Genomic DNA, 255 nt, shown 5'->3' with positions numbered 1-255 from the left:
CACATCAGACTTATTAAACCACCTGCGCGCGCTTTACGCCCAATAATTCCGGACAACGCTTGCCACCTACGTATTACCGCGGCTGCTGGCACGTAGTTAGCCGTGGCTTTCTGGTTAGGTACCGTCTTTACTGTATATAGTTACTATACAATCATTCTTCCCTAACAACAGAGTTTTACAAACCGAAATCCTTCTTCACTCACGCGGCGTTGCTCCGTCAGACTTTCGTCCATTGCGGAAGATTCCCTACTGCTG

At 48.2% G+C, this 255-nt stretch carries 1 rRNA gene; it reads right to left on the bottom strand.

Going from position 1 to position 255, the window contains the following annotated elements:
- Positions 1-255, bottom strand: a 16S ribosomal RNA gene (locus HZY82_RS00015); the annotation flags it as partial.

The sequence above is a fragment of the Gemella sp. GL1 genome, assembly GCF_013415365.1.
Taxonomy (GTDB): Bacteria; Bacillota; Bacilli; order Staphylococcales; family Gemellaceae; genus Gemelliphila.
This window is presented reverse-complemented; position numbering and strand designations above follow the sequence as displayed.